This is a genomic window from Agrococcus beijingensis (genome assembly GCF_030758955.1).
In the GTDB taxonomy this organism is placed as follows: domain Bacteria; phylum Actinomycetota; class Actinomycetes; order Actinomycetales; family Microbacteriaceae; genus Agrococcus; species Agrococcus beijingensis.
Genome location: NZ_CP132360.1, coordinates 930,184 through 951,666, shown reverse-complemented (window position 1 = coordinate 951,666; position 21,483 = coordinate 930,184). Strand labels below are relative to the sequence as shown.

The 21,483-nt window shown below is 72.8% G+C and carries 20 protein-coding genes, 1 tRNA gene and 1 pseudogene; 6 read left to right on the top strand and 16 right to left on the bottom strand.

From position 1 onward, the window contains the following. Genes Q9250_RS04490 through Q9250_RS04480 form a run of 3 tightly spaced genes read right to left on the bottom strand, consistent with a single transcriptional unit; the run spans nt 1 to nt 3,205 of the window. Nucleotides 1–441, bottom strand: coding sequence for a VOC family protein (locus Q9250_RS04490; protein ID WP_306233395.1), 441 nt, complete (start codon nt 439–441; stop codon nt 1–3). Next, the gene (locus Q9250_RS04485) at nt 393–2,408 is read right to left on the bottom strand and encodes a S9 family peptidase (protein WP_306233394.1); all 2,016 of its coding nucleotides are present in this window, start codon (nt 2,406–2,408) and stop codon (nt 393–395) included. The genes Q9250_RS04490 and Q9250_RS04485 overlap by 49 nt, the downstream gene beginning before the upstream one ends. Beyond that, nucleotides 2,408–3,205 carry an SDR family oxidoreductase gene (locus Q9250_RS04480; protein WP_306233393.1) on the bottom strand — a complete coding sequence of 266 codons (798 nt, stop codon included), beginning with the start codon at nt 3,203–3,205 and terminating at the stop codon, nt 2,408–2,410. Before Q9250_RS04480 ends, Q9250_RS04485 begins: the two co-directional genes overlap by 1 nt. A 142-nt stretch (nt 3,206–3,347) precedes the next feature. On the opposite strand from Q9250_RS04480, the gene Q9250_RS04475 reads away from it, so the two are divergent. From Q9250_RS04475 to Q9250_RS04465, 3 genes and pseudogenes are all read left to right on the top strand, one after another. Continuing rightward, nucleotides 3,348–3,806: an NfeD family protein gene (locus Q9250_RS04475; protein WP_306233392.1), complete on the top strand. Its 459-nt coding sequence runs from the start codon at nt 3,348–3,350 to the stop codon at nt 3,804–3,806. 16 nt (nt 3,807–3,822) lie between these two features. Further along, a pseudogene (locus Q9250_RS04470) lies at nt 3,823–4,761 on the top strand (SPFH domain-containing protein); the annotation flags it as partial. Nucleotides 4,762–5,087: 326 nt separating this feature from the next. Further along, complete coding sequence (locus tag Q9250_RS04465; RefSeq protein WP_306233390.1) at nt 5,088–5,834, top strand: glycerophosphodiester phosphodiesterase family protein; 747 nt, start codon at nt 5,088–5,090, stop codon at nt 5,832–5,834. Between the two features lie 86 nt (nt 5,835–5,920). On the opposite strand, the gene Q9250_RS04460 is transcribed toward Q9250_RS04465, so the two are convergent. The 10 genes from Q9250_RS04460 to Q9250_RS04415 are packed head-to-tail and all read right to left on the bottom strand — an operon-like array spanning nt 5,921 to nt 16,479. Beyond that, nucleotides 5,921–6,649 carry a polyprenol monophosphomannose synthase gene (locus Q9250_RS04460; RefSeq protein ID WP_306233389.1) on the bottom strand — a complete coding sequence of 243 codons (729 nt, stop codon included), beginning with the start codon at nt 6,647–6,649 and terminating at the stop codon, nt 5,921–5,923. After that, nucleotides 6,642–8,231 carry an apolipoprotein N-acyltransferase gene (gene lnt, locus Q9250_RS04455; RefSeq protein WP_306233388.1) on the bottom strand — a complete coding sequence of 530 codons (1,590 nt, stop codon included), beginning with the start codon at nt 8,229–8,231 and terminating at the stop codon, nt 6,642–6,644. The genes Q9250_RS04460 and lnt overlap by 8 nt, the downstream gene beginning before the upstream one ends. Continuing rightward, a complete protein-coding gene (locus Q9250_RS04450; RefSeq protein WP_306233387.1) occupies nt 8,228–10,648 on the bottom strand; it encodes a DEAD/DEAH box helicase in 2,421 nt (806 codons plus the stop codon). Before Q9250_RS04450 ends, lnt begins: the two co-directional genes overlap by 4 nt. Further along, nucleotides 10,645–11,403 (bottom strand): twin-arginine translocase subunit TatC, encoded by a 759-nt coding sequence (tatC, locus tag Q9250_RS04445; protein WP_306233386.1) that lies wholly within the window; start codon nt 11,401–11,403, stop codon nt 10,645–10,647. The genes Q9250_RS04450 and tatC overlap by 4 nt, the downstream gene beginning before the upstream one ends. Nucleotides 11,404–11,445: 42 nt before the next feature. Then, nucleotides 11,446–11,658 (bottom strand): twin-arginine translocase TatA/TatE family subunit, encoded by a 213-nt coding sequence (gene tatA, locus Q9250_RS04440; protein WP_306233385.1) that lies wholly within the window; start codon nt 11,656–11,658, stop codon nt 11,446–11,448. 58 nt (nt 11,659–11,716) lie between these two features. Continuing rightward, nucleotides 11,717–12,661 carry a helix-turn-helix transcriptional regulator gene (locus Q9250_RS04435; protein WP_306233384.1) on the bottom strand — a complete coding sequence of 315 codons (945 nt, stop codon included), beginning with the start codon at nt 12,659–12,661 and terminating at the stop codon, nt 11,717–11,719. Continuing rightward, the gene (locus tag Q9250_RS04430) at nt 12,658–13,755 is read right to left on the bottom strand and encodes a helix-turn-helix transcriptional regulator (RefSeq protein ID WP_306233383.1); all 1,098 of its coding nucleotides are present in this window, start codon (nt 13,753–13,755) and stop codon (nt 12,658–12,660) included. The genes Q9250_RS04435 and Q9250_RS04430 overlap by 4 nt, the downstream gene beginning before the upstream one ends. 13 nt (nt 13,756–13,768) lie before the next feature. Next, nucleotides 13,769–14,749: an FKBP-type peptidyl-prolyl cis-trans isomerase gene (locus tag Q9250_RS04425; protein WP_306233382.1), complete on the bottom strand. Its 981-nt coding sequence runs from the start codon at nt 14,747–14,749 to the stop codon at nt 13,769–13,771. A 33-nt stretch (nt 14,750–14,782) separates the two neighbouring features. Beyond that, a complete protein-coding gene (locus tag Q9250_RS04420; protein ID WP_422665075.1) occupies nt 14,783–15,811 on the bottom strand; it encodes a tRNA (adenine-N1)-methyltransferase in 1,029 nt (342 codons plus the stop codon). Next, nucleotides 15,808–16,479 carry an HAD family hydrolase gene (locus Q9250_RS04415; RefSeq protein WP_306233381.1) on the bottom strand — a complete coding sequence of 224 codons (672 nt, stop codon included), beginning with the start codon at nt 16,477–16,479 and terminating at the stop codon, nt 15,808–15,810. The genes Q9250_RS04420 and Q9250_RS04415 overlap by 4 nt, the downstream gene beginning before the upstream one ends. Before the next feature lie 82 nt (nt 16,480–16,561). Between Q9250_RS04415 and Q9250_RS04410 the strand changes: the two genes are divergently transcribed. Further along, entirely contained in the window at nt 16,562–17,491 is a 930-nt protein-coding gene (locus tag Q9250_RS04410; protein ID WP_306233380.1) for a PAC2 family protein, read from the top strand. A gap of 9 nt (nt 17,492–17,500) precedes the next feature. Here Q9250_RS04410 and Q9250_RS04405 read toward each other — a convergent pair whose 3' ends face one another. Genes Q9250_RS04405 through Q9250_RS04395 form a run of 3 tightly spaced genes read right to left on the bottom strand, consistent with a single transcriptional unit; the run spans nt 17,501 to nt 20,893 of the window. Next, a complete protein-coding gene (locus Q9250_RS04405; RefSeq protein WP_306233379.1) occupies nt 17,501–18,763 on the bottom strand; it encodes a cysteine--1-D-myo-inosityl 2-amino-2-deoxy-alpha-D-glucopyranoside ligase in 1,263 nt (420 codons plus the stop codon). Further along, nucleotides 18,760–19,593 (bottom strand): undecaprenyl-diphosphate phosphatase, encoded by an 834-nt coding sequence (locus tag Q9250_RS04400; protein ID WP_306233378.1) that lies wholly within the window; start codon nt 19,591–19,593, stop codon nt 18,760–18,762. Before Q9250_RS04400 ends, Q9250_RS04405 begins: the two co-directional genes overlap by 4 nt. A 7-nt stretch (nt 19,594–19,600) precedes the next feature. Then, on the bottom strand, nt 19,601–20,893 hold the full coding sequence (locus Q9250_RS04395; protein ID WP_306233377.1) for a M20/M25/M40 family metallo-hydrolase: 1,293 nt from the start codon (nt 20,891–20,893) through the stop codon (nt 19,601–19,603). Between the two features lie 152 nt (nt 20,894–21,045). Between Q9250_RS04395 and Q9250_RS04390 the strand changes: the two genes are divergently transcribed. Together Q9250_RS04390 and Q9250_RS04385 are read left to right on the top strand one after the other, a co-directional pair. Next, a tRNA-Leu gene (locus tag Q9250_RS04390) sits at nt 21,046–21,131 on the top strand. A 103-nt stretch (nt 21,132–21,234) separates the two neighbouring features. After that, complete coding sequence (locus tag Q9250_RS04385) at nt 21,235–21,477, top strand: PspC domain-containing protein (RefSeq protein WP_306233376.1); 243 nt, start codon at nt 21,235–21,237, stop codon at nt 21,475–21,477. The last annotated feature ends 6 nt before the right edge of the window (nt 21,478–21,483 follow it).

The following is a 21,483-nucleotide window of genomic DNA, read 5'->3' as shown; positions in this document are numbered from 1 at the left end:
TCAGCCGCGCCGCTCGTCGAGCGTCACGTGCTCGACGAGCGCCACCGTGTTGCCCTCGCTGTCGCGCAGGAAGGCCATCCGCTCTGCGGTGCGGCCAGGACCGAGCGAGTCGTCGTCGTGCTCGAAGATCGTGCGCGGCTCGGCGATGATCTCCACACCGGATGCGCGCAGCGCCTCCACCCGCGCGTCCAGTCCGTCGACGGCGAAGTAGAGCAGCGCCGACGGAGCGCCCCGGTCGAGCAGCAGCCGCGTGTCGCCCAGCACCAGGAACGCCAGCCCGGGCGGATCGAAGGTCGCGGCGACCGGGATGTCGAGGAGGTCGCGGTAGAAGGCGGCGGCCCGCTCGAGGTCGACCGCGCGCTGCGCGACCTGCACGAGCGGGCTGCCGCCGATCACGGCCAGCGCCCGTGGTTCTGCGCGGTCGGCAGGTGCTTCGCCCACCAGCGCAGGATGTGCTCGAACCGCTCCACGCGGTGGCGGGGCTGGCCCGAGCGCGTCAGCTCGTGGTTCTCGCCGGGGAACAGCAGCAGCGCCGTCTCGACGCCCTGCCGCTTGAGCGCGGCGAAGTAGCGCTGCGCCTGCTCGGGCGGGCACCGCCAGTCCTCCTCGGAGTGCACCACGAGCGTCGGGGTCGTGACCTGCCCGACGACCGCCATCGGGCTCTGGCGACGCACCGCATCCGGGTCGGTGCCCGTGTAGCCGTCGGTGAAGAACCAGCCGATGTCGCTGGTGCCGACGAACGAGACCGGGTCGAGGAAGCCGCGCTCGACGACCGCCGCGGCGAAGCGATGCTCGTGGGCGATCGTCCACGCCGTGAGGTAGCCGCCGTAGGAGCCGCCCATGATGCCCAGCCGCTCGCGATCGAGCTCGTCGTGCGCGTCGAGGGATGCGTCGAGGAAGTCGAGCACGTCGTGCATGTCGACCGTGCCCATCGCCTCCTTGATGGCGACGCCGTGCTCGCGGCCGTAGCCCGCCGAGCCGCGCGGGTTGCACTGCACGACGGCGTAGCCGGCGTCGACGGCGACCTGCGCCTCGTCGAACACGCCCACGCCGTACTGCGCGAACGGGCCGCCGTGGATGTTGAGGAGCACGGGGTGCGGGCCGGGGCCCTCCGGCAGCCAGACCCAGCCGTGCACCTTCGCGCCGTCGCGCACGCTGAACTCGTGCTCGGTCGGGGCGACGACGCCCGCCTCGGCGAGCGCCGAGCCGAAGTCGGTCAGCACGGTGACGCCGCGGTCGTCGAGCACCGCGACCTCGCCCGCCGACGTGGGCGTCGAGACGGTCGCGACGGTGACGCCGGCGCCGACCCCGTGGCCGAGCACCTCGAGGTCGCCGCCGATGAGCTCGCGGGAGCCGCCGCCGGTGAGGTGCACGAGGCGGTTGCGACCCCGCAGGCGCTCCTGCACGAGCACCCCGTCGTCGACGACGGTGGTGTGGCTGGTGGGCTCGCCGAGGTCGACCGAGCCGCCGTCGGTCACCTCCTCGGGGTGCGCGCCGGGCTGCTCGAGCACGAACAGCTGCACGCTGCGGCCGACGAAGTCGCGCCCCGTCTCCCCCATCTGCTGGGCGAGCAGCACGAAGCCGCCGTCGGGCGTGGGCTGCACCTCGCCGACCGACAGGCCGGCGCGCGAGGAGAGGATCGTGTGCGGCTCGCCCTCGGCGACCGCCGCGTCGAACTCGACCACCGCGTTCAGCAGGTCGTCGTCGCGGGTGTCGTGGCGCGCGGTGATGCAGAGCACGCGCTCGCCGTCGACCGAGAACACGGGCGAGCCGTGGTCGAACTCGCCGTGGCTCAGCTTGATCGCCTCCGGCGCGTGGAGGGCGTCGTCGACGGTGCTCTTGCCGTCGTGCGGGTGGGCGGCGCGGTCGTAGCGGGGCTCGTCGTCGAGGCCCGGCAGGTCGGCGACGAAGAGGTGGCTGCGGCGGCCGACCAGGCTGCCGACGCCGTTGGCGAGGCTGCGGTTGCGCGTGATCAGCCTGGCCGGCTCCTGCGCGGCGCTGACGCCCTCGACGCTGCCGTAGCGGCCGGGCTCGACGACCGGAGCCGTGAAGGCGATGCGGTCGCCCTGCGGGGAGACCGCGAACTCGAGCACGCCGCCGGGCTGCGCGGTGGCCTGCACCGGCTCGCCCCCGTCGACGCGCATCGCCCAGACCTGTGCCTTGTCGGATTCGTCGGCACGCAGGAACAGCACCGTCTGGCCGTCGGGCGTGAGCCTGGGGCTGCGGTCGGCGACGCCACCGGTGAGGCGGCGGCGCGAGCCGTCGCTGAGCGACACGCGCCAGAGCTGGCCGACGTTGCGGTTCGCGCGCAGGCTCGGGCGGCTGGTGGCGACGATCGCGAACTCGCCGCTCGGGTGCACCGCGGGGCGGGAGAGCGCGACGAGGTGCTCGATGTCCTCGGCGCGCATCAGGCGTCGGCCCCGGCGGCGGTGCCTGCGACGAAGCCCGAGACGTCGCCCACCAGCCGCGTGCTGTCGGCGGGCACCGGCTCCACAGCGGCCAGCGCGACCTCGAGGGCGAACTCCTCGACGTTGTAGAGGCGGCCGGCCGACTCGCGGCGGCTCGAGAGGGCGCCCGGGCTCGCGCGCTCGAGCAGCGTGGCGGTGATGGTGCCCTCGATCATGTCGCCCGAGACGACGACGAGCTCGACGCCCCGCTCGGCGAGCTGCGGGATGCGCTCGCGCAGGGCGTCCTCGCCGGCGCGCTTCGACAGCGCGACGGCCTCGTACTCGGGCAGCGTCGGCGTCGTGCGGATGAAGTGGGCCTGGTGGCTGGTGACGAACACCACGCGGGCACCGGGGTTGAGCGCTGGCACGGCGGCATCGAGCAGCGCCACCTGCGCGTCGCGGTTGAGGCGCATCGCGTAGTCCTCGCCCATGCCGCTCTCCATGCCGCCGGAGGCGTTCATCACCAGGATGTCGACGCCGCCGAAGCGCTCCTGCGCGCTCGCGAACAGTGCCGCGACGCTGTCGGGGTCGGTGAGGTCGGCCTGCACGGCGATGGCCTCGACGCCCTGCGCCTCGGCTGCGGCGACGACCTTCTCGGCGCGCGGCGCCTTCGCCCGGTAGTTGACGACCACGTCGGCCCCGGCGCGCGCCAGCAGGTCGACGGTCGCGGCGCCGATGCCACGGCTCGAGCCGGTGACGAGGGCGGTCCGGCCCGTCAGCGAGCCCGGCGCCAGGGGGTCATGGGAGGTATCCGACACGATTGCTCCTTCGTTCGTCACGACACTACTGCGCGCTGGGTGCCCCCGATCGCTGCGGCGCGCGGCGCCCGGGAGCGGCCGTCGGCGCGACGGAGTGCGCGCGCCTGGCCCGCCGACAGCATCCGCTCAATATGCTGGCGGCGTGGACCTCCTCCAGTACGCGTGGATCGTGTGGCTCGTCATCGCGCTCATCTGCTTCATCATCGAGATGGTGACGCTCGAGTTCACGTTCCTCATGATCGGCCTCGCGTCGGTCGGCGGCCTGGTGTCGAGCATCACCGGCCTGCCCTGGTGGGCGCAGGTGCTGATCGCGGCCGGCGTCGCGCTGCTGCTGCTGTTCCTCGTGCGGCCCAGGCTGCTGCAGCGGCTGCACGAGTCCGGAGACGTCAACCTGCAGGGCGTCGACGCCCTGATCGGCATGGCCGGCGAGGTGACCCGCTCGTTCGAGCGCGGCGCAGGCGAGGTCACCCTCGCCAACGGCGACATCTGGACGTCGCGCCTCTCGCCCGCCGTGCAGCCCAGAGACCCCGATGTCGGCGAGCGCATCGTCGTCACCGCCATCCAGGGGGCGACGGCCATCGTCGTCCCCGCGCAGCGCTGAACCCAAGGAGCGTCCCATGCCCTTCGACGGAAACTTCATCCTCGGAGCATTCCTGCTGATCGTCATCGCCCTGGTCGTCCTGTTCGTGCTCGTCACGCTCTTCCGGTCGATCAGGATCATCAAGCAGGGCTTCACCGGGGTGGTCGAGCGGCTCGGCCGCTTCCACAAGGTGCTGCAGCCGGGCCTCAACTTCCTCGTGCCGTTCATCGACCGGGTCTCGTACCACGTCGACATGCGCGAGCAGGTGCGGTCGTTCCCGCCGCAGCCGGTGATCACCGAGGACAACCTGGTGGTCTCGATCGACACGGTCGTCTACTTCCAGGTCACCGACCCGCGTGCGGCCACCTACGAGATCGCCGACTACCTCTCGGCCGTCGAGCAGCTCACGACCACGACGCTGCGCAACGTGGTCGGCGGCATGAACCTCGAGGAGGCGCTGACCAGCCGCGACACGATCAACGGCCAGCTGCGCGTCGTGCTCGACCAGGCGACCGGCAAGTGGGGCCTGCGCGTCGGCCGCGTCGAGCTCAAGGCGATCGACCCGCCCCACTCCATCCAGGACTCGATGGAGAAGCAGATGCGCGCCGAGCGCGACCGCCGCGCCGCGATCCTGACTGCCGAGGGCTCGAAGCAGTCGCAGATCCTCGAGGCCGAGGGTCTGCGCCAGTCCGAGATCCTGCGCGCCGAGGGCCAGGCCAAGGGCCAGGTGCTCCGCGCCAAGGGTGACGCCGAGGCGCAGGTGCTGCTCGCCAAGGGCGAGTCGGAGGCAATCGAGCGCGTGTTCGCGGCCATCCACGCCGGCGACGCCGACGACAAGCTGCTGGCCTACCAGTACCTGCAGACGCTGCCGAAGCTCGCCGAGGGCGACGCCAACAAGCTCTGGATCATCCCGTCGGAGCTCACCGAGGCGCTGCAGAGCGTCGGGCGCGGCTTCCTCGAGGGCAAGGCCCAGGTGCCCTTCGAGCGTCCCAAGGGCAAGCACCGCGACGCGCCGGAGCCGTCGATCCTCGACGAGACCTTCCAGGCCGACTCGGTCTCCGACGTCGACGTGCCGTCGATCGCCGAGACGCTGCAGGCGAGCGGCATCGACCCGAAGGACGCCGGCCGCACCGACACCATCTCGTCGACGACCTCGCTCACCGACGAGACGCCGAGCGCCGACTACAGCGAGGCCGTCGAGGCCGCGCGCGAGGCTGCCGCCGACCTCCCCGGCGCCGATGCGCCCGGCGCCCATGCGCCCGACGCGGGCGACGCATCCGACGGGATCGACCCGCAGCAGCGGTGACGGGCTACCTCACGCCGGCACCGCCCCGCGTGCTCGCGCATCGCGGGCTGGCGATCGACCTGCCGGAGAACACCATGCTGGCGTTCATCGCGGCCGTCGACGCCGGCGCGCGGTTCCTCGAGACCGACGTGCACGCGAGCGCCGACGGCGTCGCGGTCATCGCGCACGACTCGAGCCTCGACCGTGTCGCCGGCCGTGACGTGGCTGTCGAGCGCACGCTCTGGAAGGACCTGCAGGAGATCGACCTCGGCATGGGCGCCCGTGTGCCGGGCCTGCGGGAGGCGCTGCTCGCGCTGCCCGACGCGCGCTGGAACATCGACCTGAAGTCGGATGCGTCGGTCATCCCCGCGGTGCGCGCGGTCGTCGAGGCCAAGGCCGTCGACCGCGTGCTGCTCACCTCGTTCTCGGAGCGGCGCCGCAGGCAGGCGCTCGCGCTGCTGCCCGAGGTCGCGACGAGCCCCGCCCGGGCGGTGGTCGTGCGCGCGATCGCGGCGCAGCGGCTCGGGCTGCAGCGGCAGCTCGCGCGCCTGCTCGAGCCGTTCGCCGCGCTGCAGGTGCCCCGCCGGCACCGCGGCGTCGAGATCGTCACGGAGCGCAGCGTGGCGGCGTTCCAGCGCGCTGGCGTCGAGGTGCACGTGTGGACGGTCAACGACGAGGCCGAGATGCGCGAGCTGCTCGCCATGGGCGTCGACGGCATCGTCACCGACCGCTGCGACCTCGCGCTGCCGCTCGTCGGCGGCTGAGGCGCTCTGCGGCGGAGGCGCTCTGCGGCGGAGGCGCCCTCGGCGGAGGCGCCCTCGGCTGAGGCGCGCCGCGGGCGCCGACGCGGTCAGCGCGGCGGCTTGGGCAGGGCGCGCACGCCCGACAGCGCCCACTTCGTGACCGCGCCGAGCGTGCCGAGGTCTTCCGACAGGTGCATCTTCGAGCTGCCCACGGCCCGCTCGATGAAGCGGATCGGCACCTCGGCGATCGTGCCGCCCGCCTGCGCGACGCGCACGGCCATGGCGATGTGGAAGGCGTAGGCGTCGACCTGGATCGCGTCGAGGTCGATCTGCTCCAGCACCCGCGTGCGGTAGACGCGCAGGCTGCTCGTCAGGTCGCGCACACCCGTCTGCAGCATGCCGCGCGCGTACGCGTTGCCGAGCCGCGACGACAGTCGGCGGCGCAGGCCCATGTTGCGCACGTCGCTGCCCTCGACGAAGCGCGAGCCGATCACCAGGTCGACGCCGTCGGCCGAGACGGCGAGCAGCTCGGGCAGGTCGTCGGCGTCGTAGGAGCCGTCGGCGTCGGTGATGACGACCCGGGTCGCGCCGCGCGAGATGGCGAACCGCATGCCCTCGATCACGGCCGACCGGTAGCCGCGCTCGGTGCGGTGGACGACGAGCGTGCCGGCGTCGCGCTTGGCGAGCCGATCGGCGAGGTCGCCGGTGCCGTCGGGGCTGCCGTCGTCGACGATCACCAGCTCGGCGTGGGGCACCGACTGGCGCAGCCTGCCGACCGTGCGCTCGAGCACCTCGACCTCGTTGTAGGTCGGCAAGACGATCATCACGTCAGGCATCCGCCCTCCTCTGCTCCGCGAACCGTGCGACACCGAGCCCCGCGAGTGCCAGGGCGGCGCCGATGCAGAGCGCCAGGTCGATCCATGCTCCCAGACGGATGCCCGGGGTCACGGTCGTCGACAGCGGCAGCTGCTCGAGCATGGTGCCCGGCTCGTACTGCGGCAGTCGGTCGATGACGGTGCCGTCGGGGCCGATCATGGCGCTCGTGCCGACGGTCGAGACGTTGACGACGGCGCGACCGGCCTCGGCGGCGCGCAGCTGTGCGATCGCGAGCTGCTGCACGTTCTCGGCCGAGCCGCGACCGAAGTCGGCGTTGTTCGTGGGAGCGAGGATGATCTCGGCGCCGTGGTCGAGCACCATCTCGCGGGCCAGCCGGTCGTCGATGATGTCGAAGCAGATCGCGACGCCCGCCGAGACCCCGGCGACGTCGAACGCGTTGGCGCTCGTCGGGTCGATGGAGAAGTCGCGCGGGATGTACTGGAGCAGCCCGAGCGCCTCGAGGATCGGCCCGAAGAACTCGCGCTCGGGCAGGTACTCGGCGAAGGGCACCGGGTGGCGCTTGCGGTACTCGGCCACGGCACCCTCGCCCGGCTCGACCTGCAGCAGCGCGTTGTAGGTGTCGTCGCCGTCGCGGGTCACGGTGCCGACGACGAGCGGCGCATCGAGGCCGGTCGTCACCCGGTCGAGCTCGGCGAGGGTCGCGGGCGTCTCGTCGGCGTAGAACTCGGCCGCGTTCTCGGGCCAGACGAGCAGGTCGAGCTCCTCCCCCGCGAGCTCGCGGGTCGCGTCGACGTGCTGATCGATGATCTGCCCGGGCACGCGCGGCGCCAGCAGGCCGGCCTCGCTGTCGCCCTGCACGGCACCCACGCGCAGCTGGCCGGTGGTCTCGACCGGGAAGGCGGGGATGGCGGCGAGCACGATGAGCGCGGCGGCGCCGATCGTGAGCCTGCGGCGCAGCAGCGTGCGGTGATGCAGCACGAGCTGCGTCACCAGGGCCGACACCGCGGCGAGCAGGAAGGTGAGGCCGGCGAAGCCCACCCAGCTGGTGGTGTCGGCGAGCGGGCTCGACGCCTGCGAGTGCGCGAGCCGGCCCCAGGCGAAGCCGCCCCACGGCACGCTCGACGAGAGCGACTCGCGCAGCGTCCAGAGGCCGCCCAGCAGCAGCGGCATGAGGATGAACGCGCCCAGCGGGCCCTGCATGCGGGGCTCGCCCCAGCGCCACGCGAGCGCGATCGCCATGCCGCCGAGCCCCCACCAGACCGCCATCCAGGCGGTCAGGGCGACGAGCGGCACGGCGCCGAGATAGACGGTGATCCACTGGATGTGCAGCAGGAAGAAGATCGCGCCCGTGAGGAACCCGATGCCGAACGCCGCACCGAGCGTGCGGCCGCGCAGCGCCGCGAACGACAGCGCGACCGCGGGCACGATGAGGGGCCAGAGGTCGAAGGGCTGGAAGGCGAAAGGCATGATCGCGCCGCCGAGGATCGCAGCGGCGAGCGCGTAGGCGGTCGGCAGCGGCTGGCGCGCGCGGGTGCGCAGCCGAGCGGGCGCCGACTTGGGCGCTCGGGCGGTCGCCGTCACAGTGCCGACCCCGAGGCCTCCACGACACCGCGGCGGATGCGCTCGACCGCGTCGTCGGCGATGCGGCGCAGGCGCTTCGGCGCGACCTGCGACAGCTGCTCGAGCACGTCGATCGTCTGCTTCGTCCAGCGCACGAAGTCGCCCGCCGCCAGATCGGTGTCCTGCAGCACGCCCTCGAGCGGGTAGCCGCGAGCCCAGCGGTGCATCGCGAGCGTCAGACCCGTCTGCAGCGGGATGGTGCCGGGCAGGCGGTGCGACTGCTCGAGGTCGTCGAGGCGCGCCCAGAGGGTCTGGGTCGCGTCGAGCGCGTCGAGGAACGGACCCTTGGGCAGCATCCGCTCGGGCAGCATGCCGTCGTCGCGGCGGCCCTCGTACACCAGGGCGCAGGCCATCGCGGCGAGCCCGGGCGCGTCGAGCGAGTCCCACAGGCCCAGCCGCAGGCTCTCGGCGGTGAGCAGGTCGCGCTCGCCGTAGATGCGCCGCAGCACGTCGCCCGCCGCGGTGACGCGCTCGCCGTCGTCGTGGTGCTCGAGGTAGCCGAGCTCGCGCAGGATCTCGGTGATGCGGTCGAACTGCTCGGCGATCTGGCCCGTGCGGCGGTCGATCTGGCGCTCGGCCTTCTCGATGTCGCGACGCAGGCGCCAGTAGCGCTCGCCCCAGCGCGCGTGCGACTCGCGCTCCGGGCAGGCGTGGCAGGGGTGCGCCTTCATGCGCGTGCGCACGCCCTTGAGCTGCCGCTGCAGCCGCTCGTGGTCGCCGTGGCTGATGCCCTGCCGCTGGTCGTCGCGCTCGAGCTCGGTGAGCTCGCGGCGCAGCGCCGCGTACTCGCTGAAGTCGCCGAGGTGGCAGCGCATCGACTCCTCGTAGCCGGCGAGGCTGGCGCGCTGGTCGACGACGCGACGCGCCAGCTGCACCACCGAGCGGTCGGCCTGGAACTGCGCGAAGGAGGTCTCGAGCACCTCGCGGGTGCCGACGACGCCGAGCCGGTCGACCAGGTTGACCGCCATGTTGTAGGTCGGCTTGAAGCTGGAGTGCAGCGGGTAGGTGCGGCGCGAGGCGAGCGAGGCGACCTCGACCGGCTGCAGCTTGCCGTTCCAGATGACCACCGCGTGGCCCTCGGTGTCGATGCCGCGGCGACCGGCGCGGCCGGTGAGCTGCGTGTACTCCCCCGGCGTGATGCGCACCCGCGCCTCGCCGTTGAACTTCTCGAGCTGCTCGAGCACGACCGTGCGCGCAGGCATGTTGATGCCGAGCGCGAGCGTCTCGGTGGCGAAGACCACCTTGAGCAGGCGGGCGCGGAACAGCTCCTCCACGACCTCCTTGAACACCGGCAGGAGCCCCGCGTGGTGCGCGGCGACGCCGCGCTCGAGCCCGTCGATCCACTCGAAGTAGCCGAGCACGCCCAGATCGGCGTCGTCGAGCAGGCGGGTGCGCTCGTCGACGATCGCGCGGATCTCCGCGCGGTCCTCCGGGGTGGTGAGGCGCAGCCCGCCGGAGACGACCTGCCGCACGGCCGCGTCGCATCCGGCCCTCGAGAAGATGAAGTCGATGGCCGGCAGCATCTCGTGCTGGTCGAGCAGCTCGATCAGCGCGATGCGGTCGACGCGCTCGCCGAACCCACCGCGTCGCGGGCCGTCGTCGCGCCGCCCGCCCTTCTGCGGCCTGCGCGACCGGTAGCGGCTGTGCCCGCCGCGGTCGCGGTGGCCGTGCGTGGCGGAGTCGGCGAGGTCGGTGCCGCGAGCCAGGTCGACGAGCTCGCGCCCCGGGCGGTGCGACTCCTCCCCCGCCTTCGAGTCGAACAGCTCGACCAACCGGCCGCGGATGTGCACGTGCGCGTCGAGCGGCACGGGCCGGATCTCGCTGACGATCACGCGGGTGTCGCCGCGCACCGCGTCGAGCCAGGCGCCGAACTCCTCGGCGTTCGAGACGGTGGCCGACAGCGAGACCAGCCGCACGTGGCGTGGGAGGTGGATGATGACCTCCTCCCAGACCGGTCCGCGGAAGCGGTCGGCGAGGTAGTGCACCTCGTCCATCACCACGTACTCGAGCTCGCGCAGGTCGCGGCCCTCGTAGAGCATGTTGCGCAGCACCTCGGTGGTCATCACCACGATGCGGGCATCGCCGTTGATGCTGGTGTCGCCCGTGAGGAGGCCCACGGATGCGGCGCCGTAGACCTCCGTGAGCTCGCGGTGCTTCTGGTTCGACAGCGCCTTCATCGGCGTCGTGTAGAAGACGCGGCCGGTGGGCGCCTCCATCGTCAGGTGGATGGCGAACTCGGCGACCACGGTCTTGCCGGCGCCGGTGGGCGCTGCGACGAGCACGCTCGAGCCCTCCTCGATCGCCTCGCACGCCTCGCGCTGGAACGGGTCGAGGCCGAAGGGCATGGCGCGGGCGAAGGCCTCGGTGGCGATGCTCATGCGGCGACCCCGTCGCCGAGCGCGTCCTCGGTCCTGGCGCGCTTCGCGCGGCGCCGGTCGACGAGCAGCGCGATGCCGGCTGCGGCGAAGTAGAGGACGACCATCGGCACGGCGATGATGAACATGCTCAGCACCTCGCCGGCGGGCGTGACGAAGGCGCCGAACAGCGTCGCGGCGAGCACCGCCCAGCGCCAGCCCTTCAGGATGTCCTTGCCCGTGAGCACGCCGGCGAGGTTCAGGAAGACCACGATCACCGGCAGCACGTAGGCGACGCCGACCGCGAAGACGAGCTTGAGCGAGAAGTCCCAGTAGTCGGAGGCGCCGAGGAACGCCGTGAACCCGCTGGGGGTGAAGCTGACGAAGAGCCGGATGATGCGGGGCAGGATGAACCAGCCGGTGGCGCAGCCGCCGACGAACAGCGGCACCGCCGAGGCGATGAAGCCGAGGACGTAGCGCCGCTCGATGGTGCGCAGCGCCGGCACGACGAAGGCGAGCAGCTGCCAGATCCAGATGGGGCTCGAGATGATGATGCCGAGCAGGAACGCGATGCGCATCTGCACGTCGAGGGCCTGCGTGACGTTGGTGATGTTGAGCTCGACGGCGAGCCCGGTCGCCTGCAGCTGCTCGAGCGGCGCGCTCAGCAGCGTCAGCAGCGGCGCGGCAAGGAAGAAGCCGCCGATCGCGGCGGCGACGAAGGCGAGGCCCGAGATCAGGAACCGGCGCTTGAACTCGCGCAGGTGCTCGGCCAGCCTCATGCGGGCCTGCGGATTCGCCGGCGGCCCGGAGCGGGCCATCGGCTACTTCCGGTCGGTGGTGGAGGTCGTGTCGCCGGTCTCAGAGGTCGCGGCGTCGTCGTCGGTGCTGTCGCGCTTGACCTCCTTCTTCAGGATGTTGACCGACTGGCCGATGCTGCGGGCCAGCGCGGGCAGCTTCGTCGCGCCGAAGATGAGCACGACGATGATGAGGATGATCCACCAATGCGAGGCGGCATTGTTGAGAAAACCGGGCATGATCGTCCTCCGCTGAAGTGAGTGCCTGACCATCCTACCGCGCCCGTGCGGGTGGCGCTCAGGCGGGAACGTCTCCGGACCGGGGCTCGCCCAGCGCCTCCGAGGCGAAGCGGTGCATGGCCCGGCGCAGGCTCGCCGGTGCGACGATCTCGGCGTCGCCGCCGCAGGAGGCGACGGCGCGCAGCACGCTCGCCTCGCTCCAGAGCTCGATGTCGAGCCGCACCCGCTCGCCGTCGACCGACACCGGCTCGCTGGTCGCGTAGTCGCTCAGCAGCGCTGCGGCCGCGCGGGTCGCGACGACCTGGGCGACGCCCGAGACGGGGCGCTCCTGCGCGGGCGTCGCGTCGGGCCAGGCATCGTCGGTGGGCTCGACGGCCTCGATCCGGTCGAGTCGGAAGGTGCGGCCGTCGCGCTTGTCGAGGTCGAAGCCCAGCACGAACACGGCGGCCTCGGTCACCCGCAGGCCGGTCGGTGCGACGCGCCGGAGCGCGGTGCCCGAGCCGGGCTTGCGGTACGCGATCGACAGCACGCGGTGCTCTCGGATCGCATCGCGCACGAGCTGCGCGGTCTGCGGCACCTCGAGCTGGTCGACGGCGACGGTGTCGGCGCCTCGCGAGGCCGCGCGGCGCAGCTTCTCGCGCAGCGCATCGACCCGCTCCGGCGCCGCGTCGGTGTAGCCGGCGACGAGCGTGAGGCCGGCGATCAGCGCGCTCGCCTCGCGGGGCGAGAGTCGCACCGTCTCGTCGTCGAAGGCGGGACGCATGGTCACCGAGATCTGGTCGCTCTGCTCGAACGCGTCGAAGTCGATGTCGAAGCGGATGAAGTCGCCGGCGCCGTCCGGCACCCCGGCCATGAACAGCCGCTGCACCGCTTCGCGGATGCGCTGCTCGTCGACGCCGAAGTGCTCGGCGGCGTCCTGCACGCTCACGGAGCCGGAGGCGGTGACGTACTGGATGAGCGAGAGCAGCAGGCCGATGCCGCGCTCGACGCGGCTGGCGGTCATGCGGCGCTCCCATCGGTGGAGGCGGCGGCGGCGCCGACGGCGGAGGTCTCTGCGTCGGATGCGAGCGGGGCGGATGCGTCGGCGTGCGCATCGCGGATGCGCTCGAGCCGGGCGCGCACCAGGGCGCGCTGCTCGTCGGGCCACACCACGGCGACGTCGGCGCCGAAACCGGCGAGCTCGTCGGCCATCAGGTGACGGTCGGCGTGGTGGATGACGAGCAGGCCGTCCTCCTCGGAGGTGCCGGGGCGGTGGCGAAGGCGCACCTCCGCGTCGCTGCCGGGCACCGCGAGCACGCCGACGGTCGCGGTGCGCCAGATCTCCTCGAGCTTGGCGAGCGCGTCGGTGGCGGCGTGCTCGGGCACCTCGAACGGGTGCTTCGCGGCACGGTCGCGCACCGGCGAGACGATGCGCTGCATGAGGAAGGTGCGGGTGTCCTCTGCACCGAGGTCGTGGCCCACGAGCAGCCAGCGCCCGCGGAACAGCACCGTCGCCCACGGCTGCACCGTGCGGGCGCGGGGCGTGCGCTCGCCCGGCTTCAGGTACTCGAAGACGACCTCGCGCCGCTTGTCGGCCGCGCGCTTCAGCGCCTGGAAGGCGCGCTCGCGCGGTCGCTGGCGCGGCTGCAGCACCGTGGCCGTGGCGGGGGCCCGGTCGGGCTCCGCGGTGCGGCCGGGGGTGCGCTCGAGCGGCAGGCCGCCGCGGAACTCCGGGTCGGCGCGCAGCTTCAGCGCCGCGCGCTGCGACTCCTCGGTGAGCCCGCCCTCGTGCCAGACGCGCAGCGCCAGGTCGAGCAGGTCGCGCTCGATCGCGTCGAACTGCAGCTCGGTCGGATCGCCCAGCACCCCGTCGAGCACGCGGTAGCGGGCCTCCTGGTTGCTGTCGTCGCCCGGCGGCTGCACGACGTCGATCACGATGCCGTGGTCGCGCAGCGCCTCCTTGTCGCGCTCGAACATGCGCTCGAGCGCGTCGCCGATCGGCTGGCCCTGATAGCCGGCGACGCGAGCGAAGAGCTCGTGCTTGGTGAAGCCCGAGCGCGTGTCGACCAGCGCGAGCAGGAGCGAGAACTGGCGCTCCTCGGCCTCGATCTTCGGCATTAGCGCGCGGCGATCACGGTGCTGCGGGCTCGACCCGGTCGAGGATGTCGATCACGAACAGGAGGTGCTGGCCCTCGCCGATCGACGCGGGTCGCGTCGTCGGGTCGCTGTAGCCGAGCTCCTGCGGGATCGAGACCACGACCTGGCTGCCGATCGGCTGCCCGACGACCGCGTCGACGAAGCCGGGGATCAGGCTGGCGTCGTCGATCGTCATCTCGGTGGGGCTGCCCTTCTCCCACGACGAGTCGAAGACCTCCTCGGTCTCCCAGATGATGCCGGTGTAGTGCAGCAGCACCGTGTCGCCCTCGGCGACCGGCTCGCCGGTGCCCTCGATGCTCTGCATGACCGTCAGCTCTGCCGGTGCGGGCGAGCCGGGGAAGGTGACGCCCGGCTGGCCGTTCTCGGCCAGCGCGATCGCGGGCATGCCCTGCACGCCGGGCTTCGCGTTGCCCTCGGCGCGGCCGGGACGCACGTCGCTGACGCCCAGCACCACGACTGCGGTGTCGGCCGGCGCGATGTCCATCTCGGCGGATGCGGCGTTGGGGCCGAAGAGCTCGGCGATGGTCGTGGTGAGCACGACCTGGCTGCCCGGTGCCGCGCAGCCGATCGCCTGCGCCAGCACGGAGTCGCCGCCGACGCTCAGGCGCAGCGGATTGGCAGCGGCGCTCGGCTGGCTCGGGTCGCCGTACGAGCTCGAGATGAGGTCGCCGGTCTTGCCCGAGTAGACGACGTAGTCGGCATCGACGGTGTCGCCGTTGCCGGCCCGCTCGCCCTCGCCGCCCTGCACCTGCGCCTGGTCGCCCTCGCCCACCAGCGGGATCTCGAACTCGGCGGTCGGCGCGCCCGAGCCGGTCTCGACGCTCACCTGCGACGTCGCGTCGCCCGGCTGCAGCAGCGGCATGCAGCCGTCCAGGCTGCCGGCGGGCGCCTGGCACGCGGTGAGGCCGGCGGCTGCGACGAGCAGCGCGGCGATCGAGATGGAGCGAGTGCGCACGGCGATGCCTTTCGAGGGGTCGGGGTGACGGGGTCAGTCTACCTGCGGCGCGTCGGGCGCCTGCGCGCCGTCGGCGGCCTGCGCGGCGCCCGGCGCCTGACCGGTGATGGCGTCGGACTGCCGCTTGGCGTCGCGCACCGCGCGGCGCATCCGCTTCGCGCTCGGCGTGCGGTCGCCGACGGCGCCGGGGGTCCAGGCCTCGACATCGGCCTCGGAGAACTCCGTCTTCGCCGCGCGGCGGCGGAAGGAGGGCACGTCGACGCCGTCCGCCACCCGCCGGGCGGTCATCAGGAAGCCGGTGTGCGCGACCATGCGGTGATCGGGTCGCACCGCGAGTCCCTCGACGTGCCAGCCGCGCACCAGCGTCTCGCTCGACGCCGGCGCCGTGAAGCGGCCGTCGGCGCGGCTCGCCTCGACGGTGCGGGAGAGCTGGGTGACGGTCGCGACGTAGGCGAGCACCAGACCCCCGGGCCGCAGCGCCTGCGCGGTCGCGTCGATGCACTCCCAGGGCGCCAGCATGTCGAGCAGCACGCGGTCGGCCTCGCCGTCGCCGACGTGCTCGGGCAGCTCCTCGACCAGGTCGCCGAGCACCGTCTGCCAGTTCTGGGGCCGCTCGCCGAAGAAGCCGGTGACGTTCGCCTCGGCGACCTCCTTGAACTCCTCGCGGCGCTCGAACGAGACGAGGCGGCCGGTGCCGTGCAGCGCGCGCAGCAGCCACAGCGAGAGGGCGCCGGAGCCGACGCCCGCCTCGACGATCGTGAGGTCGGGATGGATGTCGGCGAAGCCGACGATGTGCGCCGCGTCCTTCGGGTAGATGATCGCCGCGCCGCGCGGCATCGACATCACGTAGTCGTGCAGCAGCGGCCGGATCGCCAGGTGGGGAGCCTCGCCCACGAGCACGAGCGAGCCGTCGTCGACGCCGATGAAGTCGGCGTGCGCCTTCGACCCGTGCTGGGTGTGCAGCTGCTTGCCCTCGGTCAGCACGATCGTGTTCTTGCGCTGCTTCGGGCCGGTCACCTGCACCACGTCGCCCCACTGGAAGGGGCCGGTCCTGCCCATCATGCTCGGGCCTCTCTGATCGCGGCCGCCAGGTGGGCGGGGGTGCGCCCCGCCAGGGTCGGCCAGTGGATGATGCCGGGCACGTGCGACACGTCGACGGCGTGCGGCACCCCGATGGTCACGAGGCCGGCGGCGAGCGCGCTCGCCGCGCCGGTGCGGGAGTCCTCGATCGCCACCGAGCCGGCCGCATCGGCGCCGAGCAGCTCGAGGCCGCGCAAGTAGGGCTCGGGATGCGGCTTGCCCTGCGTGCACTCGTCGCCGGCGACCGTGGCGTCGAACGGGGCGGTGCCGAGCGCGACCGCGAAGGCCGCCTCCACCCGGTCGACCAGCAGGCGGGTCGACATGGTCACCAGCGCTACCGGCACGCCCTGCTCGCGCAGCGCCGCCAGCAGCTCGAGCGCGCCGGGCCGCGTCGGCAGCGTGTCGCCGAGCCCATCGAGCACCTCGCCGACCAGCCGGTCGACGATCGCGTCGGGGGTCATCGGCACGCCGCGGTCGATGAAGTACTGCGCGCCCGCCCAGAGGTCGCTGCCCACCAGCGCCTCGGCGTCGCCGCGCGTCCAGGCGATGCCGTGCTGCTCGGCGAGGCGGGCCTCGGCGGCCATCCACAGCGGCTCCGTGTCGACGAGCGTGCCGTCCATGTCGAACAGTACGGCGGCAGGTGAGGTCACCGCGCAAGCCTAGTCGGAGCGGGACCCGGTGATCAGCGGCGGCGAGCGTAGAGTGGGCGCTCGACATGAGGAGGTGCCCGGCGTGGCGCGAGGACCGATCGAGGGCCGCATCATGGTCGTCGCCTTCGAGGGCTGGACCGATGCGGGCGATGCGGCGAGCGGTGCCGTGCGCCGGCTCGTCGAGGCCGCCGAGCTCGAGGCGTTCGACGAGATCGAGCCCGACGAGTACGTCGACTTCGCCATGCACCGGCCGGTCGTGCGCACCCTCGAGGACGGCACCCGTGCCCTGCAGTGGCCCGCGACCGTCGCCTACGCCCCCACCAAGCCGTCGGCACGCGAGCCGCTCGCCGCTGACGCGGGCCTCGACGTGAGCTCCGGCAACGAGGGCGAGCTGTTCGCGATGCTGGGCGCCGAGCCGAGCCGCAACTGGACGACCTACGCCGCCGAGTTCCTCGAGATCGTGCGCGGCTGCGAGGTCGACGCCATCGTGTTCGTCGGCTCGATGCTCGCCGACGTGCCGCACACGCGGCCGATCAGCACCACCATCTCGAGCGACAGCCGCGAGCTGCAGGCGCGCCTGGGCGTGCTGCAGAGCGAGTACGAGGGGCCCACGGGCATCATGACGGTGCTCTCGCTCGCCGCGCAGGACGCCGGCATCCAGACCGCGTCCCTGTGGGCATCCGTGCCCCACTACGTGCACAACGCCCCCGCGCCCAAGGCCGTCATCGCGCTGCTCGACCGCCTCGCCGAGATGGTCGACGTCACCATCCCGCTCGGCGACCTCGTCGAGCAGTCGGGCGAGTGGGAGCGCGGCATCGACGAGCTCACCGAGCGCGACGACGACATGCGCGCCTACATCGGCAAGCTCGAGGAGCAGCGCGACGCGGTCGAGAGCCCCGAGGCCTCCGGCGAGGCGATCGCGCACGAGTTCGAGCGCTTCCTGCGCGACCAGAACGGCCGGCCGCGGCAGGAGCCGCCCCGCGACGAGGGCGACGACGCGCCGCCGGTGTGACCGGTCGGCCTAGCGGCGCTCGACGCCCAGCAGGTCGATGCCCAGCAGCGCATCGATCGCCGCGAGGCTGCCCTCGTCGGCCGGGGCGCGCCGGGTGAACGCGTCGACCGCCTGCAGGGCGGCCGGCGTGTTGAGGTCGTCCTGCAGCGTCACGCGCAGCCACGGCACGACGCTCTCCGCGAGCGACGGGTCGTCGTCGGGCGCCTCGGCCCAGGCGAGCCACCGGTCGAGCCGCTGCTCGGCGGCCTCCAGCTCGTCGGGCCGCCACTCGAAGTCCTGCCGCCAGTGGTGCGCGAGCAGCGCGAGCCGCACCGCGGCGGGCCGGGCGCCCTGCTCGAGCAGCCGCGAGACGAGCACCAGGTTGCCGAGCGACTTCGACATCTTCTCGCCCTCGAAGGCGACCAGCCCCGCGTTCAGCCGCGCGTCGCTGAACAGCGTCGCGCCGAGCGCGATCGCGTGATGGCCCTGCATCTCCTGGTGCGGGAACCGCAGGTCGCGCCCGCCGGCGGCGACCGTGAACGGCGAGCCGAGCTCCTCCATCGCGATCACCGTGCACTCCACGTGCCAGCCGGGCCTGCCGCGGCCCACCGGCGAGTCCCAGGCGGGCTCCCCCGGCCGCTCCGCGCGCCACAGCAGCGGATCGAGCGGCGAGCGCTTGCCCGGCCGGTCGGGCTCGCCGCCGAACTCGCGGGTGAGCTCGAGCATCTCGGCCTGGTCGGTGCGGCTGCCCGCGCCGACCGCGAACCGCCGCTGCCGGGTGGTGTCGAACAGCACGTCGTGCGCGGTCTCGTCGCCCTCGACCGGCAGCGTGTAGGCGTCACCGGTGTCGAGCATCCGCCGCACGCCGTAGGCGATCTGCGGGATGCGCTCGGTGACCGCGACCCACGCGTCGGGCGGCAGGATGCGCAGCGCCTCCATGTCGGCGCGGAAGAGCCGCTGCTGCTGCTCGGCCAGCTCGCGCCAGTCGACCCCGTCGCGCGCCGCCCGCTCGAGCAGCGGGTCGTCGACGTCGGTCGAGTTCATCGCGGTGCGCACGTCGAGCCCGGCGTCGAGCCAGACGCGCGTGAGCGTGTCGAACGCGAGGTAGGTGAACGCGTGGCCGAGGTGCGTGGCGTCGTACGGCGTGATGCCGCAGGTGTACATGGATGCGGTGCGCCCGGCAGGCACGACGGCGCGCGCGTCGCTGCGCACGTCGTGCACGCTCGGGCGCTCCCCCTCGCCGAGCCCGAGGGCGGCGAGCGAGGGCACGGCGGGGCGGGTCCAGGACCTCACTGCGCCTCGATCCAGCCGGCGCTCAGCGCGATGAGCAGCACCACGCCGAGCGCGATGCGGTAGACCACGAAGGGCAGGAAGCTGCGGCGCGAGATGAAGTCCATCAGGAACCTGATCACCGCGATGCCGACCACGAACGCGACGACCGTCGCGGCGATGGTCGGGCCCCAGCCGAGGCCCACCGAGGAGGGCTCCGAGATGGCCTGCGCGGTCTCGTACAGGCCGGCGCCGAAGACCGCCGGCACGGCGAGGAAGAACGCGTACTTCGCCGCCGCCGGGCGCTCGTAGCCGAGGGCGCGGCCCATGCTGGTGGTGGCGCCCGAGCGCGAGACGCCCGGGATCAGCGCGAGCACCTGGGCGAGGCCGATGAGGATGCCGTCGCGGTAGGTGGTCGTCTCGAGGGTCTTCACCCGCTGCCCGAGCATGTCGCACAGGCCCAGGATGATGCCGAAGACGATGAGCACGACCGCGGTGATCCAGAGGCTCCGCCACTGGTCGCGGATGAGGTCCTGGAAGAGCACGCCGGCGAGCACGATCGGCACCGTGCCGATGATCACCAGCCAGCCCATCTTCACATCGGGGTCGTCCTTCGAGTGCTTGCCCGAGAACGAGCCGAACCACTTGGTGACGATGCGCCAGATGTCGCGCCAGAAGAAGACGACGACGGCGATCTCGGTGCCGATCTGCGTGATCGCTGTGAAGGTCGCGCCGGGATCCTCGGCCCCGGGCAGGAAGAGCCCGGCGATGCGCAGGTGCGCGCTCGACGAGATGGGCAGGAACTCGGTCGCCCCCTGGAGGGCGCCGAGGAAGATCGCGATCAGCCAGTCCATGGGCTCCTCAGTAGGTCAGCAGCAGGTCTTCGAGCACGTCGGTGCCGAAGTCGAGGGCGTCGAGCGGCACCCGCTCGTCGACCCCGTGGAACATCGCCGCGAAGTCGAGCTCGGGGGCGAGCCGCAGCGGCGCGAACCCGTAGCCGGCGATGCCCAGCAGCGACAGGGCCTTGTTGTCGGTGCCGCCCGAGAGCATGTACGGCAGCACCGGCGCGTCCGGGTCGAATCGGCCGAGCGAGGCGGTCATCGCCTCGACGAGCGAGCCGCCGAAGGGGTGCTCCATGCCGATGTCGCCCTGCACCAGCTCGATCTCGATCTCGTCGCCGACGAGCGCCTGGATCGCGTCGATCGCCTCGCGCTCGCGGCCGGGCAGCGGTCGCACGTCGATGCGGGCCTCGGCCACCGACGGGATGACGTTGTGCTTGTAGCCGGCCTCGAGCATCGTCGGGTTGGCGGTGTGCCGCAGGCTCGAGCGCAGGAAGCGCGAGACGGTGCCGGTGCGGGCGGCGACCGCGTCCGGGTCGTCGTCGTCGACGCCGAGCATCGCGGCGATGCGCGCGATCAGCTCGCGGGTGGTGGCGGTCAGCTCGACCGGGAACTCGTGCGCGCCGACCTTCGCGACCGCCTCGGCGAGCTTCGTCACCGCGTTGTCGCGCATGTGCTGCGAGCCATGGGCGGCGGTGCCCCGCGCGCGCAGCAGGATCCACTGCAGCGCCTTCTCGCCCGTCTGCAGCAGGTAGGCTCGCTGCCCCGCGACCTCGATCGAGTAGCCGCCGACCTCGCTGATCGCCTCGGTGGCGCCTTCGAAGACCTCGGGGTGGTTCGCGACCATCCACTGCGAGCCGTGCACGCCGCCGGCCTCCTCGTCGGCGAAGAACGCCAGCACCAGGCCGCGCCGCGGGCGCCGGCCGCTCGCCAGGATGCGCTCGACCGCGGTCAGGATCATCGCGTCCATCTGCTTCATGTCGACCGCGCCGCGGCCCCACAGCATGCCGTCGCGCACCTCGCCGGCGAACGGGTCGACCTGCCACTCGCTCGCGTCGGCGGGCACCACGTCGAGGTGGCCGTGCACGACGAGCAGCGGCAGCGACGGGTCCTCCCCCTCGATGCGGGCGATGACGCTCGTGCGGCCCGGCGCCGACTCGAAGGTCTCGCTCTCGACGCCCATCGAGGTGAGCAGCGCGGTCACGTAGGCCGCCGCATCCGCCTCGCCGGAAGAGCGCCCGCCGCCCCAGTTCTGGGTGTCGAAGCGGATGAGGTCCCGGGCGATCTGCGCAGTGCGAGAGAGGTCGTCGGTCACCCAGACAGGCTAGCCGCCCCCGGGGCGGGCACCGTGCGGTGTGCGCATGGTGCGGCGGGCGCCGTGCGCCGGGCGTCGTCGGGCGCTCCGCCGTCGTGCTAGAGTCGTCTCTCGGTCCTGCAGTTCGGATCGACACCTGGTGGAGACACCATGCGCGGGTGGCGGAAATGGCAGACGCGCTAGCTTGAGGTGCTAGTGCCCGTATTAGGGCGTGGGGGTTCAAGTCCCCCCTCGCGCACAAGAGAGGCCCGGAGCTCACGCTCCGGGCCTCGACTGGTTCCGGGCCCGCTGCCGGGGTTTTCCCCAGTGCGCCGCACAGCCGGCGCGGCTAGCGTTGCGGCATGGCATCCATCTTCGACTCCATCCGCTCGACCGGCTTCCGACGCGGACCCCAGCGCATCTTCGGCGGCATCGGCGGTGGCATCGCGAAGAAGACCGGCATCAATGTCTTCATCGTGCGCATCGCCATGCTGCTGCTCATGCTGCTGCCCGTCGTCGGCTGGGTGCTGTACCTGGCGATCTGGGTGCTCACGCCGAACCAGTCGGGCTCGATCCCCGTCGAGCGCTGGCTCGGGCGGCGCTGAGCCGCC

Coding starts and splice junctions, on each gene's coding strand:
- Q9250_RS04485 (WP_306233394.1), bottom strand. CDS start 2,408: ATGCGCGCCGAGGACATCGAGCACCTCGTCGCGCTCTCCCGCCCCGCG.
- Q9250_RS04460 (WP_306233389.1), bottom strand. CDS start 6,649: ATGCCTGACGTGATGATCGTCTTGCCGACCTACAACGAGGTCGAGGTG.
- Q9250_RS04450 (WP_306233387.1), bottom strand. CDS start 10,648: ATGAGCATCGCCACCGAGGCCTTCGCCCGCGCCATGCCCTTCGGCCTC.
- tatC (WP_306233386.1), bottom strand. CDS start 11,403: ATGAGGCTGGCCGAGCACCTGCGCGAGTTCAAGCGCCGGTTCCTGATC.
- tatA (WP_306233385.1), bottom strand. CDS start 11,658: ATGCCCGGTTTTCTCAACAATGCCGCCTCGCATTGGTGGATCATCCTC.
- Q9250_RS04435 (WP_306233384.1), bottom strand. CDS start 12,661: ATGACCGCCAGCCGCGTCGAGCGCGGCATCGGCCTGCTGCTCTCGCTC.
- Q9250_RS04430 (WP_306233383.1), bottom strand. CDS start 13,755: ATGCCGAAGATCGAGGCCGAGGAGCGCCAGTTCTCGCTCCTGCTCGCG.
- Q9250_RS04420 (WP_422665075.1), bottom strand. CDS start 15,811: ATGATGGGCAGGACCGGCCCCTTCCAGTGGGGCGACGTGGTGCAGGTG.
- Q9250_RS04400 (WP_306233378.1), bottom strand. CDS start 19,593: ATGGACTGGCTGATCGCGATCTTCCTCGGCGCCCTCCAGGGGGCGACC.
- Q9250_RS04385 (WP_306233376.1), top strand. CDS start 21,235: ATGGCATCCATCTTCGACTCCATCCGCTCGACCGGCTTCCGACGCGGA.